This is a genomic window from Aliikangiella litoralis (genome assembly GCF_052495765.1).
In genome coordinates, this window is record NZ_CP199292.1 from 1,835,575 (window position 1) to 1,855,836 (window position 20,262).

Genomic DNA, 20,262 nt, shown 5'->3' on the forward strand with positions numbered 1-20,262 from the left:
TTTTTCTATGCCAATTGATAGTGATCTAGCTATATTGTTGCTTCCCTGTAACTTCCCAGTTACCAAACTTATGTCCATCTATGAACAAAATAATTCCTTTTCGACTCTAAACTAGTATCCTTGCTTTTTGAGTCATATAAAGCCACATCATTTTCCTTAAAAGCTAAATTCCATTTAATAATAGTCATCCCTATTACTTTTGTTCCCTATTAATATAACAAGCTTCCATGACAGTTATATGTCCTATTATCCCTTGATTTATTAGGGATAAAAGCCGTCCTTAGCCAGCCTAACCTCCTTTAAGTTAACAACTTGGTGATTTTTACCAAGTTGTTTTTTGCCATAGTGGTCGGGGCCACTGGATACACAAAATATTGGTATCAAAGTAGTGATTTGTCGTTCACTGAGCGCTATTATGCTCGCTAGCTGTCTCAAATCCTGAGACAGAGAATATTAAAATAAGGTTTTTTTTCAAAATGGATGGATTTGACAGAATTTATGATTTACATCGCATATTAAGTGGTCGTAAAACAGCTATTTCACTCCAAGATATACTTTCAATAATGGAATGTTCAAGAGCAACTTTTAATCGTGTTAAAAAGCATATGACTGACTTTCTCGGGGCTCCTATTGAATATAGTCGAGATTTAGGCGGGTATTATTATGCGAAAGAAGACGAAAAATATTATGAATTGCCTGGACTTTGGTTTAGTGAAGCAGAATTACACGCTCTACTACTCATTCAGGCATTAATCTCAAATATTGGCGTAGGGCTGTTAAAAGAAGAGCTTTATCCTATTAGCGAACGAATCAATCAACTTTTGGGGCGTAATGCTGAGAGTGCAGCTGCGCTTAAGCATAAAGTGAAATTACTTGGAGTCGCTGTTAGGCATGTCAATAACAATACTTTTAGCAAGTTGATAGAAGCAACTTTGCGTTCAATGCGTTTAAATATACAGTATTTTTCTAGAGATGCAGGATTAGAATCAAAAAGAGAAATATCTCCACAAAGAATTATCAATTACCGCAATAACTGGTATGTTGATGCCTGGTGTCATAAAAGGAAGTCTTATCGAACATTTGCATTAGAAAATATTTCTGATATTTCTCGCTCCGAGAAGGATTTCAAAAAAATTGATCCGCTTGAATTAGATCAATACTTTGAGAAGAACTATGGAATTTATGCGGGAGGAAGTGTTGAATATGCCACGATTGTTTTCTCTCGGACAATTGCCTATAGAGTTGCGGCTGAAGAGTGGCATCCAGAGCAAAAAGGTCGTTTTCTTAAAGACGGCAGTTATGAATTAGTATTACCTTATAATCAAACACATCCAGAAGAACTAATTCAAGACATTATGAGTTTATCTGAACATGCTGAAGTGGTTAAACCTGTGCAACTAAGAGAGTTAATTAACAGCAAAATACAAAAAATGCGACAAATATACTCACCTGCATAATGCTTTAATAAGTGAGGTTATTTTTTATAATACGAGAATTGTTTTTTGAGATATTTAAGATAAGGGGTAAAGGTCTAAATCTTTAATTTTTAATTATATTGGTGAAATAGAAAATAACTGCTATAAATTGACTTTAATTCTTACATTGAAAGGGAGAATAAAGTGTATCGGCTTACCTTTATATTATTCTTAACATTCATTACTAGTTGTGCTCAATCAGCAAAAATATCTTCACCATCATTTTTATTTAAAGAAACAAAAAGCTTATTAGAGGTAGAAACTTATGCTGATAACCAAAAAAGTAAAAAATCAGACACACTTATCGTGTTTGATATTGATGATACTTTGTTATTAGCCAAAAACTTTGTTGGTGGCGATGTTTGGTATTTATGGCAGAGTTGGAAAAAGGGTGAAAACCCCATTAAAGATGTAAATGGGGTTACACATATTATTAAGCCAAGTGAAAAATATCGCTGCCTATATTGGACAATTGAATCTTTAACTAGCTTAGCTACATTTGAGCCAACAGAAAGCGATGCGCCTAAATTACTCAATCGATTACAAGAAAAATTTGATTTAATGTTATTGACTTCTCGCTCTCCTTCTGTTCGAGCGGCTACCGAACGTGAGTTAAAAAATACAAAATTTCCTAATTTTAAAAAATCACATCTAATGCCAGAAGATTATGCACTAGCATTTGATTTTAAAATTGGACAACGAACTGATTCGGTAAGTTATCAAGATGGAATTGTTATGTCTTCTGGGTTAAATAAAGGGAAGGTTTTAAAAGAAATATTGTCTCGTGTGAATAAACAATATAAAAACATTCTATTTGTCGATGATACAAGAAAAAATATTGATGATGTAGCCAATGAGTGGAAAGGGGAAAGTGAGACTAATTTAGCTGTTTTTTACTATACCAAAATTGATAAGCGATTACATGATGGTGATATTAAAGTATCAAATAATGTGAAAGCTAAATTTGAAAACTTTCTTAGAGAAGCTTATCCGGATAGGTATCAAGACTTTATGAGTGAACGCTGTTTGTAGATATAGCTAAATCACTATCAATTGTCACAATAAAAGCCGTTATTTCTGCCGCTCTTTTCGTTGTCTGACTTGTCCATAGAGCGGCTATGCACTGCGCCAGACGCCTTAATAGTGACAAAAATCCCTGACTTTTCTCTATGCCAATTGATAGTGATTTAGCTATAACAATAAATTGATTGTGATGTCAGTATTTTATCGTTCATTAAGAATGATTTTTCTGTCGTAATTACGTGAGGGAAAGCAAGTTGTAATATTATATGTAACTACTTGCCAAACGGAAGCATCTGAAAACATAAAATAATTGATGGTGTTGGAATGGATATAGGTATATTTTTTAATATTGATTTAGATAGAAGAAACGACTAAACCCTTATAATGAAAATATTGTGGGTGCTTTCTTCATTTGATTGTGTGAAAAAATACTTTTGGGATGTACCTGTTACTTACAACTAGAAAGAATAGCCTTAGTTTATAATATTATATGACTCGGCCATCTTATCTAAATTACTATCAATATCTCCCTCGTTTTCAAAGTCCAATTCCTGCTCATTGAGGCGGGAGTCGGCAGTTGGAATTTTTATTTCAAATTGAACGCCATTTATATCGAGTGGTTTAAAGCTGAGTTTGTGTGTCTTTTTAAAAGCGTTTAATTGGATTAACCATTTGGGTTGAAAGTTTTCTGTAGGTTCTAGCCATTCCAGAGGTTCATATTCGTTGAGTATTTGCTGTAAAGGAAGAGAGTCTTCTTCGTTAGTTGATATTTCTAAAGAAACAATTGGAATATCTGAAATAATAGTCACTTCTTTGTCCCACTGCTCATTTCCCGCTAGTTTGGCTAGTGGCTTTTGGCTTTGCATTTGAGTGTTAATCACATAGTGCTGACTTTCGCCACTGGCTAGTTCTACTTTTAGCGTGTATTGTAACTCTGGCGTATAAACATTATTAACTCGAATATTACCCTGGTAGCCAGTTACAATTTGCTGACTAAAAAACAATCCTAAGCCTTTACCGTGGTGCTCTTTTTTACGTCTGGTTGAGAAGCCTAGTTTGAAAATATTTTCCTTTTCTTCTTCTGAAATATGTGGCCCTCTGTTATAAACGCTAAAAAGAGCAAAGCCATTACCCGGAATTAATGTCAGAGCAATACGATCGGTTTTTTGTTTAAAGTTTGCTTTATGGCTAAAAAATTGTGCATTCTTAATTAGATTTTCGAGTAATAAAATAATATGATTTGGGTTACCTAAAAGTTCTGGTGTATCGAATAGTTGTACTCTAAATTGTTCATTTTCAAACTGGAAAGTTTCGTTCAATACAGAGTTGTTAATTCTAGCTAATGACAGTAAGGTTCTAATTTCAACTTCATCTGACATCATTGAAATGCTCATTAATGCTGCCACTTGTGGAAAAAATGTGGGGGATACCGGAATGCTTTGAGTAATATCCATTTTCTTGTCTGTATCTAAGTGTAATTGATAATAATGCTCTTCACACTCAATTAACTGGTTTCCAATGTGCATTGCCATATTGTCGGCCGTTGACAAATCTAACAAGTCCCAGAGGTAACGCATAGCATCGATAGCATTCTGATAATTAGATAAAGAGTTAATGGTTTGTTCTGACGGGCCACTATCATTCTCATCTGATTGCTCATAAATAGCAAGAAAGCGTTGTTGCTCAATCGCTTGTTTTAAAGCCGTAATTACCTTGTCGTAACTAATTACTCCATTGTGTCTTACCTCAGAAGCGATCCCTTTAAAATGAATAAATTTTTCATCATACTCAATATATTCTAGTAATTTATCACTAATAAAGGATTTGAGCTTTTCAGTGTGATCTGAGTAGGTATTTGCCTTTTGCTGTTGGCGTTTCTTACTTTTTAAAGTAAAGCTAAGTTGCTCTTTTAATGTTTTTATCTGAGCGGATATTTGTTGAGCTTTACGACCAAAAAAATGGGCTTCCAACCAGAAAATAATACCAAGCAATAATAGTAACCCTAATTTGATTTCAAATGATAACAATTGGGAGGATAATTGGTAGTATGTACTAATTTCTTCATTTGAAACAGCAATCAAATAGCTGATATAAACGAGTGAAAATAAGATACTTAACCAAGGAAAATATTGCTTGATTTTTATTTGAGTATTTTTTAATTGATCATTTTCATTCGTTTCTGACATCATTACTCAACCATTTATTATGAACTTTACTGCTAAGTCACCCAACAGTATGCGCCATCATCACCAAAAGTCACAATGCCTTTACCTGATTTACATTGCGTTAAAAAACTGTCATGATTATTTTTAATTGATGCTTTTTCAAATGAATGGCGAAGAGTTTTTATATGTTGTCGGTAGTTAGCATAATTAAATTTCTCTGCATCGAGTTTGTCTGACATTTGCATCGTGGTTAGAGGGCGCGGTGACGACTCGACTAAATAGCGAAGTATTTTTCGAGGTGTTGGAGCCAGGGGGCGTTGGCTATTGTTCGGGTTCATTAACTTTTCTCCATGCCAATAAACATGCCATGTCGTTAAGTCAATTGTTAAGTTTCCGCTTTTTATAATATCTTCCGAAGATTGTATTTTATCAGCGCTTTGTAGAGCTTGTTGTCTGATTAAAGCCTTAATTCGCCAACAAATTACTTTTTCAACATTTTGTTGATGCTTGGCAATAAAGTCGTGAGCTTGAGTTTGCTCAAAGGCTTTTTCTTCAATACCTGTGCCACTATGTTCAGACAAATAAATAACAGGGACCTGAGGCCATTTTTGAGCAAGTAGTTTTGATACGGTAAACCCCGCATCATCATTACCATTCATATTGGCATCTAAAATAACAATATCTGGAAGTGATTGGCTTTGGTTAATTGCCTGACAGGCTGATTCGACAAATTTATAAACGTTGACTTGATTAACAACGGCTCGATTAGAGTCGTTACCATCTCCGAAATCGGCAGATTCAAGTATTGGTTTGAATTTATCTATCCAATGAAATTGATCTTCTACCCAGAATATATTGGCCATAAGTCGATAATATCTTAGTCTCTAATCATCAGTCAGCTATTATTTGATAACAGCATACAATTACAACATATTGATTTTTCTGAATTTTATTATTTTTAGAAGCAACGTTTATCTAGTCTATCACTAGAACTCTATTTATTCATGTGAATGTTCGCAATTTTTATTTTTTAATATAAAGCAATTAATAAAGCTTTTAATATTAATCACTTACCTTTATTTTGCATAATTCTCACCGATTTTTCACCACCGTTGGTCATAATCATTTCTCAAGATTCAAGACAAAGCAAAGCTCTTGATGAAGATTAAATTTTTGATGAACTATGGAGGTGCCTAATGGCTAACGAAATATTAACAGTTTGGTCCGATAGTCCAGCAACTTCGCTGGTTATCTGGATAGTAATGGCAATTGTCATTTTTTATTTGGGACGCAAGCAAGCCCATGCCGTTTTTCGCTCAACAGGTCGAGCGGTTTATTCTACCATGCGCTTGTGGAGTTTCAGTTTGTCCAAGTTAGAGTCTAAATTAACTCAGCGTAATCGTGAAATTTTATTAGCGAGTGGTGCTAAAGCGGCAGAAAAAGCAATAGAACGTGAATTCACTCGTGTTAATAACATTGTGCAGCGCGATCTTTCACAATATCCTGGTTTACATCGACAGATTGCTGAGTCTGTAGAAAAAATAGAAGCTGATTATCAAAAGTCAGCGGAAGCCGCGCCATTGCCGCCGGCTTGGGGAGAGGTGGTTGAAACCATTTCTAACTTACCTAGTTCGGGTGATCCAACGGTGGTAAAAATTTTGAGTAATATCAAAAAAGCGGTTGAAGAATCTCATCAACAAACTTTGAAAGCTTATAAAAAGTCGAGCGCTGAGAGTCATCGTTTGTTGTCTGGTATGCAACCACACTGGCGAAATATTGATGATCAGTTGGAAGAGGTAACAGAAAAAATTAGAGGTTTGGATGAATGCTCTAAAAATATAGACGGACAAATTCAGCATTACTCTGATGTGTTGGCTAACAAAGATTCTGCGGTAAGTGCTTTAGGTTCTTCTGCGTTAACACAATTTTTTATCTCTGGTCTAGTCTTGGTTATTGCTGCTTTAGGTGGATTGATTAATTTTCAATTGATTGCAATGCCAATGTCAGAAATGGTTGGTGGATCGAGTTACATCGGTGCTATGAAAACCTCTGATATTGCTGCACTAGTGATTATTTTGATTGAAATAGCTATGGGATTATTTTTATTTGAGTCGTTACGTATTACTAATTTATTTCCCATTATCAGTAGTATGGATGATCGGATGCGACGCAGAATGATGATTGTGACTTTTGTTATTTTAACTATTTTGGCATCAATTGAAGCATCGCTTGCTTATATGCGTGACTTGTTAGCTTTAGATCGTGAAGCGCTTCAGCAGTCATTGATTAATGCAGGAACAAGTGGAGGAATTGTAGAGGCTCAATTTCGATGGATACCTTCTATAGGACAAATGATCATGGGGTTTATATTACCTTTTGCACTGGCTTTTATTGCCATACCACTTGAATCATTTATTCACTCGGTAAGAGTTGTGTTAGGAATAATGGCCATAGGTATACTGAGATTATTGAGAGTCGTTGTTCGCCTGTTTGGTGGTTTGGTTTATCACATCAGTAAAATGTTAGTTAACCTTTTTGATTTGTTCATTATGATTCCGGTCAGTATCGAACAAATGATAAAAAGTAAAAGTCAGGTAAAAGATATTAAACCAAAAGTTAATCCAAAGTTAGATGAAACCGGTGTGTAATTCAAATATTAGAGGAGGTAAACTCATGAAAAACTTACATCGAAAAATGATTATAGTTCTCGTTTCGTTATTTAGTTCATTACTGGTTTCGTGCGGTAGTCCTGGACCCGGAAACAGGGCCGTCTATTTATTGTTAGATACATCTGGTACTTACACCAAAGAGTTAGCAAAAGCTCAAGCAATTATGAATTATCTGTTAACAACATTAGACAGCGGTGATTCTATTGCAATAGCGAAAATTGATAGTGGTAGCTTTAGTGAGAAAGATATTATTGCTAAAGTAACTTTTGATATACGTCCGAGTACTGCAAATGACCAAAAGCGTTTGTTTAAATCAAAAGTTGATGATTTTGTAAAACAAGTAAGATTCGGTAGTCGTAATACAGATATTACCGGTGGAATAATACAAGCGTCAGATTTTGTTAATGAAACTTCTGCAAAAGAAAAATATGTGTTAATTTTTTCTGATCTTGAAGAAGACTTACAAAAAGGACATATCAGAGATTTTCCACTAGATGTACAAGGCATTAATGTTGTTGCGCTAAATGTGACCAAACTACGTCAAGATAATATCGATCCTAGGGACTATAAAAAACGCTTGGTTGACTGGAAGGAACGAGTCGAACAAGGCGGTGGATATTGGCGTGTAGTCAATGACTTAGAGCGTTTAGATCGCTTAATTGTACATCGCTAAAGTACTTTAGCTGTTACAAACTTGCATAAGGGCTTCTGGTATTAGCATCAATAAAAAAATTAGATATGGATTGTTTATTTGATGTCAATTTTGCTAGTAGAACTCATTTTACATAAATTGCCTCTGTTTATCAGAGGCTAACTGACTACTGATACCAATAAAACGGGCTTAATAACGGCTCAAATAAAACCTGTTTTTATATCCCACTTTAAAATAACCTGATTATGCTAGCCCTACTATCTCTTGCCTTTGGCCATTAGTTAATATTAATAGAGCTTTGAAATAACTGAATTCAAAGCTATAGTATATAGGGTGTTCAAATATCTATACAATCAGCTGTGTTTATACTAGATAATTATAAATATAGAGACTTTTATCACTTGGTTTTATATTTTATTGAAATAAAACTAAGTTTCCAACCTAGAGGTAATCTCATTTATGTCGCAAGCGAGTAGTTTGCAATCATTGCATTTGATCCTTGAAGATATTACAGCCGAAATTAATCATACAGCTCAAGGAATTGAAGCTTATGCTAAAGCACCTGCGGAAACTCATCTGATAGAAGTCCCCATAGAACATATAAACCGTCTAAAAGGTGTTTTTACCTTATTAGAGTTTATTGGTGGGCAAGTTTTTTCACTTGAAATGTTGAGTTTATTAAAAAAGTTACCTCAACAAGAGGCAAAAGTTAGAAGGCAACAAATGGATGCTGCTTCTACAGCGTTGGTTAAATTAATCAGGTATATTGAGCACATTAGTCAGAAAGCGTTCGAATTACCTGAATTACTTATTCCTACAATTAATGAGTTACGTGTATGTAATAATGTGTCTTTGCTTTCTGAGTCGGCATTTTTTAAGAAGAATATCAATAAAGTCAGACCCGAAAAAGACTCGGTTTTTGTTATCAGCGAAGAAAGTGCTGGTAAGTCTCGTCATTTTAGACAAATGTACCAAATTGGGCTAATTGAGGTACTGCGTCAAACTAACCTGATTGGAGGGTTAGAGATGATGAAAAAGGCTTTAAATAAATTAGATGAAGATTGTTTATTACCTAAATGCCCTAATTTATGGTGGATAGCTGAAAGCATGCTAGATGGGTTTATTGCAAACACCTTACAAATGACCAAAACACGGTTGAAATTATTTTCTCAAATTGATCGTCAAATCAGGCGAGTTGAAAATAAACCGGAGTTTTTATTAAATGATGCAAAGGTTGAGATGAATTCTCTGGCTAATGAAATGTTGTACTTAGTCAGTATTTCGGGAGTTAAAACAGATAAAGTACAAGCTGTTTTACAACATTTTGATGTTAAGGACTCTCCGATTAACGACAAGCTACTAAGACAAGAATCTTGCTCATTGCATGGATTAAGTAATCAAGATTATCATTCAATTATAGAAGCTCTCGTTGATGAAATTGAAGGCGTTGAGTCTTTGCATTTACAAGGAAAAGAAATAGGACTTGGCGGTGATGACTTAGTTGAAATAAAAAATAAAATGGTTGGTTTGAATAATTTATTAAAAATCCTTCAAATTGATGATCAGATCGTCAGGTTAACAGTCACTATTGATTTGGTTGATAAAGCTGTTAATGAGCATCGCATATTGAGCGAAAAAGAATCGAGTGTATTAGCTATTGCGCTAAGTGGTATCAAACAATCGGTGAGAGAATCGGGAGAGAAAAAGTACTCAGGTTTATTGTCGAGTAAAAGAGATTCTTTATCAAAAGTTCAGTTGAAAGTTTGTGAAGAAACTCATCAAAAAATTAAACAGTTTATCTTAAATTTTTCCGACTTTATTAATAACAATCGAAAAGCGGTTTTGCTAAAAGGTGCACCTGAAACTTTAAGTCAAGTTCGTACCGGTTTTGAGAACTTGAAAGTGATTAAGGCTATTGAGGTTTTAGATGGCTGTCAAAGCTATTTAGCTCACTATATTATTAGAAATCCTCGTTCAACTAGTGAAGAAGCCATGTTGTTATTCGCAGATATTATAGGTAGTTTAGAGTTTTATTTAGAAACATTAAAATATACCTCACAACCCAACCCTCGTATAATGAAGTTTGCCAAGAATAGCCTATTACATTTAAATCGATTAAAAAATGAATAATTTTTTAATCGATTTATGTTTAACGTTTACAACATTGTTGGCTAAAAAATTAACGTTTGATGGAATAAAAAATAACTTTGAAATAGATAATGGAAATAAAAAAATAATGCTGTTTTAAATTTAGAAAATCCAGTTAATTTGTTCGTGTTAAAAAAACAAAACAAATAACTCCCCGTGAGATTTTTTTTGCCTGTATGTATAGTGTATTGAGATTTTTTTTGTAAAAATAATCGGTTAAAGCATTTCTAGTTTCGGTTTGTAAAATTATGTGAATTAAGTCGCAAACTAAATCATTAAACCTTCTACAATTCCTTCTAAATATTTTCGGTAAATTGGATTATAAATACCTTCAGACATAATAAAAATAGATAATGCGTGATCTTTTTTATTGTTTACTAGCTAATTTACACTTAAGTGGAAAGTATTTAATAAATAGTCATTAATAATAAATTGTTGCCTTAGTTTGGAAAGTGTTTTTGTTAACTAATCACCAACTTTTTAACAAACATACTTAAATATATCTATCCATTCTCACTGAGTTAAATTAACACTTTTAAAGTGTTTAGTTGGATTTTTAACCAAAAGTAGATTAAAAGAAATATGAATATCTTATTAGTTGAAGATAGCGAAACCTTACAGTATCAGTTCACCAAGTTTTTGGAAGAGGCTGGGCATAGTGTTGTTGTTGCCAGTAGTGGTGAAAAAGCTATACAGTTAATGGAGTTATCTCCAATTGAATTGATCATATGTGATGTTGAAATGCCTGGTTTAAATGGGTATGAAACGGTTTCTATTATCCGCGAATCGCTTGCCGATAATTGGATACCAATTATGATAGCTACCAATTTAAGCAGCAACCAAGACTGTTTAAAAGGGTTTGAAGCTGGTGCTGATGATTATTTAGTTAAGCCAATTAGTAAAGAATTGTTGCATGCAAAAATAGGTGTGATGGAGCGTTTTATATTAATTTATCAAAATAGCAAAATCGGTAAAAATAATGCGCTTTCCCAGCAACAAAATCAGCTAACAGGTTTTACTGATTATCCAATGTTTTTGGAACGTGCTGAGCTACAATGGGCTATTCTTTCTCGCCAGCATTTACCCGCTAGTTTTCTGGTCGTAAAAATAGATCGTTTTGTCGATTATAAGCAAAGCTGTGGAAATAAAGCGAGCAAAAAATGTCTTAAGGAAGTTTCAGAAGCAATAAAACTATGTGTTAGGCGGCCTGGTGATATTGTCGCAAAAATGAATGATGAAGAATTTATTGTTATGCTAACTGATACAGGAAAAGTTGGTGCGGCTAGTGTCGCAAAAAATATATGTCGTAGTGTTGAAAAGCTTAATATAGAGTATAAGCAGTCAAGTTCATTAGATGTTATTACGGTATCGGTCGGCGGTTCGACCTGTATTCGTTTACGAGAGCAATCAATATTAAAAACGATTGATTTAGCAAAAACAGCACTTAAATATGTCAACACATATTTTGGTAATGATTATAAAATAATGAAGTTTGACACTATGAAGTGCTCTGGTGTAGAAACAAGGGCAGATAAAAGCGTTTTTACTCCAAGTCTTGCTGAGCAAACTTCTACAAGTAAGCGTTTTACCGCATTTTAAGTGTTATTCTCATATAAAAAGAAATACCAAGTTTGAGCAGAAAGTCGAGCAAAACTTTATACAGTAGTGCCGATTATACAAGGATACCTATTGAGGAAATCTTGTTTAGGGTATTGCTGTAGTTGTCGATGGCTCTGCTTGTTTTATCAGTCTTTCTTTTATTATTGAGCATCTATTAGCAGTGCTGTTAGTTGGTCAAAATGCTCTATGACTTTATTAGCCAGATGAGCAAACTGCTCATTTTTTCCGTTTGTTTTTAAATAACCAGACATGCCCGCATTTTGGGCGGCTATCAAGTCAAATTTATAATCACCCACATAGACGAGTTGATTGGGATGGATTTGCCAGTGATCGGCGATCATCAATAAGCCTTCAGGGTCGGGTTTGGGTTTACAATCTTCTCGGGTGAGTACTAACTTGATCGGTATTTGTAATTTATCAATAGTTATTTTGGCGGCTGGTTTCATATTTCGGGTTAGAATTGCCATTGGGATATGAGCATTGTTAAGCTGAGTTAACATCTTCTCTGCTCCTTCTATCCACTCTGCTTGCGCAGCTCCTTCCAGCTCATGTTTTTTAATAACAGAAAAGATATGTTTTCTTTTCTTTTCATCTTTTAATTGAGCGCAGTACTCTAAAAGAGCTGTTCCAATGGGTAAATTAACTTCTTGGCATATGGCTGAGAAGTTTAATTTAGTATCTGCCAGAGTTCCATCAAGGTCAAAAATAACACCTTTTAATCGACACTTTATTTTATTCATATTGATTTCTAAATGAGTGATAATTCAACCATAATTATTGAGTGAGCTTATAAAGTCAACAAACGAGTTTTTCTATCGTTATTGGATTATTGATGCCTGTTTTTTGTTGGCAGGTATTATAAGAAAGGGCTATATATTGAGATTAAAGCTCATTATACAGTGAGCAATATTAGTCGTTTTGAACTATAACTTATAGTATGGAATTATAATTCTATACAAAGTTTGGAACCGCTTATTATGGCTAGTTGGGATGAAGATAAAAATACCTTATTGTTAAAACTCGTGTTTTATGGACCTGCATTAAGTGGTAAAACGACTAATTTAATTGCGTTACATGACCTATTACAGCCTGAACTTAAAGGAGATATGCAAGTACTCGAAACACAAAATGACAGAACTTTATTCTTTGATTTATTACCTTTAGGGGTAAAAACTCAGTTAGGCACTCTCATTAAGTTAAAAATATATACCGTACCTGGTCAAGTTGTACACAACAGTACCAGAAAAGCGGTTCTATCAAGGGCCGATGCGGTTGTATTTGTTGCTGACTCTCAGGTTAACCAGTCGGAGAATAATGCTGAGTCATTTGATAACCTCATACAAAATATGCAGTTAGTTGGTCTAAATGTAGAGAAAACACCAATAGTAATACAGTTTAATAAACGAGATTTACCCAATATTGTTTCGCAGGAAGTTTTATTTGAGCGCTGGCAGCAAACACCCTGGAAGCTATTTTTTGCCAGCGCGTTGTCTCAAAAAGGTGTGCTCGAAACCTTTACTCACTTACTCGGTTTACTTTACGACTCATTATCTGAATACCGATTAAACACCGAACATCAACTTAGTCGAAATGCATTTATTGAACAGATTACTGGAGAGAAAATCTGATGATTATTTCAGATTTTGAACGTAACTTTACTTTAAAAGAACTGATTCCTAAACAAAGTCAGTTAAAGATTAAAAAGAGTTTATTAAACATAGGCGTTGAGTCATTTTTAATAGAAGATAACAATGGAGAGATGCTAACTGGTGCCGGCCGTTTGAATGATTATTGTGAAATTGAATTAGTACCAGAACTAGAAGTTGTCGGAATATTAAAAGTTCCTCACCCAAAAAAGGAACTGGCAAGTGCCGTTGCTGAATTAATTGTTGATATTATGCAAACCAATTGGCGATATCAAATGAGTTCCGATTTGCATATTCAAACAATTCAGGAAGATTATGATGCATTGTTGAAAAAGAGCCAAGCGTTAGAAGTGTCTGAAAAAAAGTATAAGCAACTTTCCGAAACACTTGAGGCAAGAGTAAAAACACAAGTTAACATGATAGAGGTTTCTCAGAGACAATTGTATGAAACTGAAAAAATGGCATCTATCGGACAATTAGCGGCAGGTGTTGCTCATGAAGTGAATAATCCAATTGGTTTCATTAAAAGTAATCTTAATACAGCCGCAGAGTATTTAACAGAGTTATATGGATACTTCCAGTTGATTTATGAATTACTAACACTCGCTAATAAGCTTCATGAGCTGGATAAAGAAAGTATTGATGAGATTCTTGACGACTTCTTAGAGTTAATAAACGAGTCCTATGAAGGCGCTGCAAGAGTATCGGCAATTGTTGCTGACTTAAAGAAATTTTCAGATATTGAAAAATCTGAAGAAGAAATTGCCGATCTTAAAGTCAATATAGAGGCAGTCGTTAATAGCTTTTTATTATCGGAAAAAAACAAAGATAAAATCAAAATGCAATTATCACCAGTAGAAAAAACAATATGCTACCCTAATCATATCAACCAAATGTTAATTAATCTTTTAAATAATGCGGTTGATGCAACGGCTGAAGCTGGCAGTATTAACTTGACTTGCGGTATGGAATCGAATGAAATTTTAATTGTAGTTTCTGATACAGGGAAAGGGATGGGAGAAGACGTATTAAAAAAAATATTTGATCCTTTTTTTACAACGCATGATGTTGGTGGTGGAACGGGGTTAGGTTTAACCGTTTGCAGAGATGTGGTTAATGCTCATTCAGGAAAGATTCAAATCAATAGCCAGCCTAATGTAGGAACTCAGGTTGAAATTAGATTACCCGTTAAGAACTAAAATACAATGCAATCATATAGTGAACTCTTTACTGGTGAAAAAAGTGAATCGGTCACTTCTCAAGGCCAGGGTGTTAGCCAATATCGGATTTTACTCGTTGATGATGAACCTCCTGTACTGCGATCATTAGTACGCTGTTTCCGTAAAGAAAACTATGCAATATTAACAAGTGACAACCCCTTAGATGCACTAAACCTTTTAAAAAAGGAGCATGTTCACTTAGTTATTTCTGATTTCAAAATGCCCAAAATGAATGGTGCTGATTTTTTAAGAGAAGTTAAAAAAGAACACCCTGAAATTATTCGAATAATGCTCACTGGTCAGGCTGATACTAATGCTGTAATGACAGCCATTAATGAAGGAGCCGTTTATAAATTTATTTTAAAGCCCTGGGATGATAATGATATTAGAGTGAGTGTGGCACTGGCATTAGAACAGTATGAGTTAAAGCAACGTAATCAAGTATTAACAAGTGAAAATGAACAAAGCCGCAAAGATTTATCGATGCTGTCTAAAATGGCATCGTCTAATCGAAGTCAGCTTTTAATGGTACTCAATAAAAAAGGCTTACTTAAAGATGCGCAGGTTCAAAAAGTACTTAATCAACAAATGAAAGTTAAAATACCCGCTATAAAAGTTTTATTATCACAAGATTGGGTAACTGAAAAAGAAATTCGTAAAGTAATTAAGAAAGACTTCTTTATTGAAGAAGTGATTTTATCTGAGTTTAATGTTGATCCTGCCGTTAGTAGTCTTATTCCTGCTAAATTTTGTAAGCAGCAATTATTATTGCCAATTAAACAAACAGGTAAAAGAGTGACCTTAGTGATGGCAGATCCGCTTGATGAAGGCTTACTCGAAAATTTAAAGTTTACCAGTGGTTTAGACTTTAATATTGTTATGGCTGACTGTAAAGATATTGAACGAAAACTAGAAGAGGTTTTTGGTGATTCTACAGATATTTCTGATTTTGAAAGTTTAGCTGCACTCAACGATCCCGTTGACTCGATTGAAATCATTATTGAAGATGATGAAGATATTGGGTTGTCCGAGTTACTCGAAGGGACTAATGAACCTCCTGCTATTCGTTTAGCCAATGCGATTATTATGGAAGCTATACGTCTTAATGCTAGTGACATTCATATACAGCCGACAGCAAAATGTATTTTAATTCGTTATCGTATTGACGGTGTTCTACATGATAAAATTCAAGCGCCTTTGAGTTTACAAATGCCGCTGGTTTCCCGAATAAAAATTATGGCCGAACTCGATATTACAGAAAGAAGAAGGCCGCAAGACGGAAGAATAACGGTTAAGTCACCATTAAAAATTGTTGATTTAAGATTGTCGACTTTACCGACGATAAACGGTGAAAAAATTGTTATGCGGTTGTTAGATCGTAATGCTTCAACTATCGAGCTTTCTGAATTAGGTTTTAGTCAAGAGCAACTACAAAAACTTGATTATGTAAGTACTCAGCCTCAAGGAATTATTTTAGCAACAGGACCAACTGGCAGTGGTAAAACAACAACACTTTATTCGATGTTACGGCAAAATCAATCAACAGAGAAAAATTATATTACTATTGAAGATCCGGTTGAGTATTATATGGATAATGCCGGGCAAGTGATGGTTAAAGAAAATATTAAACTAGATTTTCCGACTGTGCTAAAAGCTGTATTACGCCAAGATCCCGATACCATTTTAGTGGGTGAAATCAGAGATTTTGAAACAGCTAATATTGCTTTTCAAGCAGCGTTAACAGGGCACGTTGTTTATTCAACTTTGCATACTAACTCAGCATTAGCTACGCTAGCCCGCTTATTTGATTTAGGATTACGGCCTTATGTAGTTGCATCGGCATTAGTTGCAATTGTTGCTCAACGTTTAGTCAGAAAGCTATGTCAACACTGTAAAAAAATGGTAACACCTGAACCTAAAAAACTTAAATTACTAGGTATTAAAGTAACATCGGGCGACAATAGCGTTTATCAAGCTGAAGGTTGTGAACATTGTCAGGGCGCAGGGTTAAAAGGACGTATAGGTCTTTATGAAGTACTCATTATGGATGAACAAATTCAAGATGCGATTGCCAATGGTGGTAATTTTATAGAGATTGCTGAAATTGCCAAGCGTAACGGTTTAAAAACAATTGTGGAAGATGCTATTGTTAAAATATCGCAAGGGTTAGTTAGTATTGATGAAGTTTTGAGAGTGTTAGGGGCACAAGACTTTAATATAAATGATTAATAATGAGAGCATGAATAGCCTTTCAGTACTTTGCTCTCACTATTATTCAAGCGAATTATTTTTTGGTTGGTATAAATTGTTCAACCTCATGAGAGGGTAACGATTCTAATGCGCGTTTTGCATATCTTCTTAACTTTCTAGAACGTGCTTCATCAGCTACTTTTTTAAGTAAATCTTTGTAACGTGGATTTTTGTGTTTGATAATAACCTTACATAGCCAAGCCAATGCATCAACGGTATAATTATCATTAACATATCTATTAACATCCATATTAATTAACAGGAAAGCCACCTGGAATAGTCGGTAGTGTATAACCCCTGTTTTGGATTGCTTCTGGAATGGTTGCTGTTCCATCGCTATCTAAATCAAAGGCACTCATCAGATCGGCACTAATCGCAGCGGCTGCTGTTTCATCACTAAGATCACCATCTAAGTCAGTATCAAAAGTAAAACTACCTGTACCATCATAACTACAACTGTTGGTTGCAGCATAAGCGATATCTGAACCGCCGGTTGGCGTTTCAAATAGGTTGTTACTTTCATTTAACGAGAAAAATTGTCGTTGTACATAAGGTTGCAGGCTATGGTTATTACCTGGTCCTGCCCAGTTGCAAATAATGCCTTGAATACTACCATTACTAGATTCTATCGACGCGCCAAAACCAGCATAAGCTTCACCATTAATAATGCTTGTTCCGCCAGTTTCATTATAGTTGACCCCCATTAAAAAAGTTCGTGTATGGCTATCGCCAACACCTGCTTGCCATACATAAGCATAACTTCCCTCTAAGTTTTCAGGATTTAATTGTGCGCCAAATAAATTGAAGTTTTCACTCCAGCCATTGGGGTTGGTGGATTGGTTATAGCGATTATCAACATCCACCTGACCAAAGTCATCGGCGGTATTATCTGTTACAAAACCTGAAATATTGGCACCACATAAAGTGGCTGTTCGAGATTGAAAAGCTAATGCTGTTTGGCTGGTACGCTCATAGGCCAGAGAGCCATTTAAGGTTCTATCACTTTGTTGGCAATTACCTCCGCCAAAAATGCTATTGTCCCCGGTAATTGTGTAAGCCATTAAGCCGCTATATTCATATTCACTAGTACCAGGGGTGTGTTGCATCGATACGGTAATATCATATACATCGGTTGAGTTATCATAGCTATAAGCTTGCTCATATTGATAATTGCTAGCTGTTGGTTGTGTAATCGTTGCGGCGCTAAATGTAATACCCGGTATGCCTAGGGCATTCATTTCATCGGTTAAATCTAAAGTAGCACCAACCCCTGGTAAACTTTGTGAGGTGGCATCGGCTACCACTAGCATACTGGCTAAACTCATTAGAGCTGCGAACGATTGGTTTTTAACGCCATTTAAACGTTGGTTCAATTGAGCCGCTGAACAGGTATGCCCAGAAATTGAATCGACCTCTTGCCAAATCATTAAGTCACCACCTGGTAGTTCACCGCTGTTTGGTATTGCACCATCGGGATGATCACTATACTTGAGCGAAGGTCCATAACAGTTGGCATTGTTACCCGATGCAAAAAATGAATCGGGAGTAAAAGCATTGTTTACGGCAATTTCACCATTGAGTAATTGGTTAATTCGGGTAATTGCATCGGCATAAGCCGTGGTCCAAGTGGTGGTGGCCGGAGCCATAAAAACGGGGGTATTTTGGCCTGTACTAGTCGCAGAAATGTCGGTTGGCGATGCGGCCACTAATCCGCTAGGAAAAGGTTGTTGACTGGTTTGAGTGAGTTCTGCGTAAACTACGGCGATTGCTGTGGTTTCTAAAGCGGCCACTAATGCACTTTGGCTACTGAGTGCGGGTAGGTAACTCACATTGCTTGATTCAACCTGGCTTGCTGTTACAGTATAACTGCCCACGGTTAAATTGCTGAGAGTTGTTGTTGCAGTTACTGTTTGGCTGTAGTTATTAGGACCAGTCACGGTTATATCGGCATTTGTTCCGTCAGGAAGACCGGAAACATTAATGATTAAAATACCTTTTTGTTCTGGAGTTGTATCATCATCGCTACTGCTACCTCCACAGGCGATAATTTGACATAAACTTATGATGAATAATATTTGAATTATTTTTAACATAGTAGCCCCTGTTTAATTCAATTTTTAGTGACTAAAAGCGTAGTTTAAAAAAAAAATTACTCCAATTAATTGGGACTTCAATGGCTCGAAAATATTAATTTATTCTGTAAATATCTCATTAGTTTATTATTTTCTTTTTTTCTTTTTTTCTTTTTTGTATAGGTATGCTCTAGCTTTAAACAAAAGTTTTTTAGTTAAGTATTATTGTTTTGTGGCATGTTAAGTTTGTCTGCTTGAAAAGTATACACATCTATATGCCTAGTATTGAGAGAGGAATATTTAGTTGTTATAGTGTTTGTCATATCTACAATCTATTTAAGAATGATCAACATGGAACAGTTAACTGATTTAAAAGCAATTCTTCATTCCAAACGAGCCAACCTTTATTATTTAGAATATTGTCGAGTGATGCAAAAAGATGGGCGCGTGCTGTATTTAACTGAAGCTAAAAAAGATTATCAATATTGGAATATTCCTATAGCCAACACCACTGTTATTTTATTAGGTACTGGTACATCGATTACTCAAGCCGCTATGCGAATGTTATCTCAAGCAGGTGTTTTAGTTGGTTTTTGTGGTGGCGGTGGAACGCCTTTGATTGCCGCCACAGAAGTTGAATGGCTCACACCGCAAAGTGAATATCGCCCCACAGAATATATTCAAGGCTGGATGTCTTTTTGGTTTGATGATGTAAAGCGTTTAGTTGCCGCCAAACAAATCCAGCAATCACGCATTGCATTTTTAAAACGAGTCTGGTCAAAAGATAGAGATTTAATGAATGAAGGTTTTCATTGTGATGATGAATTGATTCAGAGTGCATTGAATTTGACTTGTGAAAAAATTCAGCATGCGGTGAATGTGGGTAAGTTGTTACAACTTGAAGCTGAACTGACTAAACGGCTTTATAAAATTGCAGCCACTAATACTAAAATTTCTGATTTTGTGCGTAACCGTGAATCTACTGATTTAGCGAATGATTTTTTAAATCATGGTAATTATCTCGCTTATGGATTAGCGGCAACCACTTTGTGGGTGTTAGGTATTCCACATGGTTTTGCGGTGCTTCATGGAAAAACACGGCGCGGCGCTTTGGTTTTCGATGTGGCCGATCTAATTAAAGATTCGGTGGTATTACCTTGGGCGTTTATTTGTGCCAAAGAAAATGCTACAGAGCAAGAGTTTAGGCAACAGTGTTTACAAGCGTTTACTGATCATAAAGTGTTGGATTTTATGTTTGATGTAGTGAAGGAAATTGCGCTTAAAACCGATTGGGATGATCTTGGTCAGGGAGATGTTTAGCT

Annotated in this window: 15 protein-coding genes; 10 read left to right on the top strand and 5 right to left on the bottom strand. The window is 35.2% G+C overall.

The genetic code is table 11. From position 1 onward, the window contains the following. Nucleotides 1–476 precede the first annotated feature (476 nt). Together ACT5E3_RS07720 and ACT5E3_RS07725 are read left to right on the top strand one after the other, a co-directional pair. The gene (locus tag ACT5E3_RS07720; RefSeq protein WP_444997720.1) at nucleotides 477–1,457 is read left to right on the top strand and encodes a helix-turn-helix transcriptional regulator; all 981 of its coding nucleotides are present in this window, start codon (nucleotides 477–479) and stop codon (nucleotides 1,455–1,457) included. A gap of 162 nt (nucleotides 1,458–1,619) precedes the next feature. Then, nucleotides 1,620–2,507: a DUF2608 domain-containing protein gene (locus ACT5E3_RS07725; protein ID WP_444997721.1), complete on the top strand. Its 888-nt coding sequence runs from the start codon at nucleotides 1,620–1,622 to the stop codon at nucleotides 2,505–2,507. 464 nt (nucleotides 2,508–2,971) lie between these two features. Here the strand turns inward: ACT5E3_RS07725 and ACT5E3_RS07730 are convergent, their stop codons facing one another. Both ACT5E3_RS07730 and ACT5E3_RS07735 read right to left on the bottom strand, forming a co-directional pair. Then, nucleotides 2,972–4,687 carry a sensor histidine kinase gene (locus ACT5E3_RS07730; RefSeq protein WP_444997722.1) on the bottom strand — a complete coding sequence of 572 codons (1,716 nt, stop codon included), beginning with the start codon at nucleotides 4,685–4,687 and terminating at the stop codon, nucleotides 2,972–2,974. Between the two features lie 29 nt (nucleotides 4,688–4,716). Next, a complete protein-coding gene (locus tag ACT5E3_RS07735; RefSeq protein WP_444997723.1) occupies nucleotides 4,717–5,526 on the bottom strand; it encodes a response regulator transcription factor in 810 nt (269 codons plus the stop codon). A 333-nt stretch (nucleotides 5,527–5,859) separates the two neighbouring features. On the opposite strand from ACT5E3_RS07735, the gene ACT5E3_RS07740 reads away from it, so the two are divergent. The 4 genes from ACT5E3_RS07740 (at nucleotide 5,860) to ACT5E3_RS07755 (ending at nucleotide 11,731) form a co-directional block, all read left to right on the top strand. Continuing rightward, on the top strand, nucleotides 5,860–7,311 hold the full coding sequence (locus ACT5E3_RS07740) for a hypothetical protein (protein WP_444997724.1): 1,452 nt from the start codon (nucleotides 5,860–5,862) through the stop codon (nucleotides 7,309–7,311). A 25-nt stretch (nucleotides 7,312–7,336) separates the two neighbouring features. After that, nucleotides 7,337–8,005: a VWA domain-containing protein gene (locus ACT5E3_RS07745; protein ID WP_444997725.1), complete on the top strand. Its 669-nt coding sequence runs from the start codon at nucleotides 7,337–7,339 to the stop codon at nucleotides 8,003–8,005. Nucleotides 8,006–8,443: 438 nt separating this feature from the next. Next, the gene (locus tag ACT5E3_RS07750; protein ID WP_444997726.1) at nucleotides 8,444–10,114 is read left to right on the top strand and encodes a hypothetical protein; all 1,671 of its coding nucleotides are present in this window, start codon (nucleotides 8,444–8,446) and stop codon (nucleotides 10,112–10,114) included. Nucleotides 10,115–10,714: 600 nt separating this feature from the next. Further along, the gene (locus tag ACT5E3_RS07755) at nucleotides 10,715–11,731 is read left to right on the top strand and encodes a response regulator (RefSeq protein ID WP_444997727.1); all 1,017 of its coding nucleotides are present in this window, start codon (nucleotides 10,715–10,717) and stop codon (nucleotides 11,729–11,731) included. Nucleotides 11,732–11,892: 161 nt separating this feature from the next. On the opposite strand, the gene ACT5E3_RS07760 is transcribed toward ACT5E3_RS07755, so the two are convergent. Continuing rightward, entirely contained in the window at nucleotides 11,893–12,492 is a 600-nt protein-coding gene (locus ACT5E3_RS07760) for an HAD family hydrolase (RefSeq protein ID WP_444997728.1), read from the bottom strand. Between the two features lie 237 nt (nucleotides 12,493–12,729). On the opposite strand from ACT5E3_RS07760, the gene ACT5E3_RS07765 reads away from it, so the two are divergent. From ACT5E3_RS07765 to ACT5E3_RS07775, 3 genes are read left to right on the top strand one after another with little or no spacing between them, the layout of a single operon-like run. Beyond that, the gene (locus ACT5E3_RS07765; RefSeq protein WP_444997729.1) at nucleotides 12,730–13,380 is read left to right on the top strand and encodes a GTP-binding protein; all 651 of its coding nucleotides are present in this window, start codon (nucleotides 12,730–12,732) and stop codon (nucleotides 13,378–13,380) included. Continuing rightward, nucleotides 13,380–14,597, top strand: a complete 1,218-nt coding sequence (locus tag ACT5E3_RS07770; RefSeq protein WP_444997730.1) for a sensor histidine kinase — start codon at nucleotides 13,380–13,382, stop codon at nucleotides 14,595–14,597. The genes ACT5E3_RS07765 and ACT5E3_RS07770 overlap by 1 nt, the downstream gene beginning before the upstream one ends. 6 nt (nucleotides 14,598–14,603) lie before the next feature. Beyond that, on the top strand, nucleotides 14,604–16,847 hold the full coding sequence (locus tag ACT5E3_RS07775) for an ATPase, T2SS/T4P/T4SS family (protein WP_444997731.1): 2,244 nt from the start codon (nucleotides 14,604–14,606) through the stop codon (nucleotides 16,845–16,847). A gap of 55 nt (nucleotides 16,848–16,902) precedes the next feature. On the opposite strand, the gene ACT5E3_RS07780 is transcribed toward ACT5E3_RS07775, so the two are convergent. Then, a complete protein-coding gene (locus ACT5E3_RS07780) occupies nucleotides 16,903–17,118 on the bottom strand; it encodes a hypothetical protein (RefSeq protein ID WP_444997732.1) in 216 nt (71 codons plus the stop codon). Between the two features lies 1 nt (nucleotide 17,119). Further along, on the bottom strand, nucleotides 17,120–18,961 hold the full coding sequence (locus ACT5E3_RS07785) for a hypothetical protein (protein WP_444997733.1): 1,842 nt from the start codon (nucleotides 18,959–18,961) through the stop codon (nucleotides 17,120–17,122). A 330-nt stretch (nucleotides 18,962–19,291) separates the two neighbouring features. On the opposite strand from ACT5E3_RS07785, the gene cas1f reads away from it, so the two are divergent. After that, nucleotides 19,292–20,260: a type I-F CRISPR-associated endonuclease Cas1f gene (cas1f, locus tag ACT5E3_RS07790; protein ID WP_444997734.1), complete on the top strand. Its 969-nt coding sequence runs from the start codon at nucleotides 19,292–19,294 to the stop codon at nucleotides 20,258–20,260. Nucleotides 20,261–20,262: the final 2 nt, after the last annotated feature.